Raw genomic sequence first — 331 nt, forward strand, 5'->3', positions numbered from 1 at the left:
GTAAAGGTATCTGCATCAACACCACCCGTGATAGCACCCGCAGTGCCATTAATCGCGTACGTGTTTGCGCCATTGCCACCACTGATATCGCCAATAGAAACACCCGTATTTACGGTGAAACTGTCAATGCCATTACCGCCGACTAACTTCACAAAGTCTGTAAAACTAATACCGTTTAAGGTACCTGCATTATTACCATTAACTAACCAGGTGTTCGCGCTGTCGCCTGTTAAAGTGGCATTACCCACACCATCAATTAATTCAAATCCTGAGATGTCTGTGATTAATAAACTGCCGTCGGTTGCCGTAAGGTTAAACGTATCTTTTAACG

At 44.1% G+C, this 331-nt stretch carries 1 protein-coding gene; it reads right to left on the bottom strand.

Annotated elements, in window-relative coordinates; all coding sequences use genetic code 11:
* On the bottom strand, window positions 1-331 hold a 331-nt coding region (locus tag CWS31_RS17695), incomplete at both ends, for a hypothetical protein (protein ID WP_170252928.1).

Origin of the sequence: Colwellia echini (assembly GCF_002843355.2) — a bacterium.
In the GTDB taxonomy this organism is placed as follows: Bacteria; Pseudomonadota; Gammaproteobacteria; order Enterobacterales; family Alteromonadaceae; genus Colwellia; species Colwellia echini.